Raw genomic sequence first — 584 nt, 5'->3', positions numbered from 1 at the left:
TCCACCGTGTACGCTTAGTCACTTAACCATACAACCCGAAGAAGTTTCGAGTTGATGATAAATCACCAAGGTTTTGGTTGTAACAAGAAGGGTTAGTTCTTATTACGTGTTTGCCGGACTCAATTTTGAATACAAGACACTTGAATGTGTTTGTGTTGTGTTTATCTAAAGATAAACATTGAGAACTTTTAAATTTGATTAACTACTCGTAAGTAATCAATCAGTCAGCTTTCCAAATTGTTAAAGAGCTAGATTTCTTTCGAAACCATTTTTAAAGATTCTTAAGGAAGAACACTTAAAGATGGTGGAGCTATGCGGGATCGAACCGCAGACCTCCTGCGTGCAAGGCAGGCGCTCTCCCAGCTGAGCTATAGCCCCATCTGTAGGTGTCGATATTGGTGGGTCTGAGTGGACTTGAACCACCGACCTCCCGCTTATCAGGCGAGCGCTCTAACCAGCTGAGCTACAGACCCAATATCGTCTCTTTGTCTTTCTAAACCATATCAATCTGTGTGGACACTTATCGTGAGTATCTTCGTATAAGGAGGTGATCCAGCCCCAGGTTCCCCTAGGGCTACCTTGTT

Annotated in this window: 2 tRNA genes; both read right to left on the bottom strand. The window is 43.2% G+C overall.

The features are described 5' to 3' along the window. Positions 1–302: 302 nt before the first annotated feature. A tRNA-Ala gene (locus ELZ11_RS23705) sits at positions 303–378 on the bottom strand. Between the two features lie 18 nt (positions 379–396). Beyond that, positions 397–473 (bottom strand) — tRNA-Ile (locus tag ELZ11_RS23700). Between the last annotated feature and the right edge of the window lie 111 nt (positions 474–584).

Source organism: Vibrio profundi (assembly GCF_005281835.1).
Lineage (GTDB): Bacteria > Pseudomonadota > Gammaproteobacteria > Enterobacterales > Vibrionaceae > Vibrio > Vibrio profundi.
This window is presented reverse-complemented; position numbering and strand designations above follow the sequence as displayed.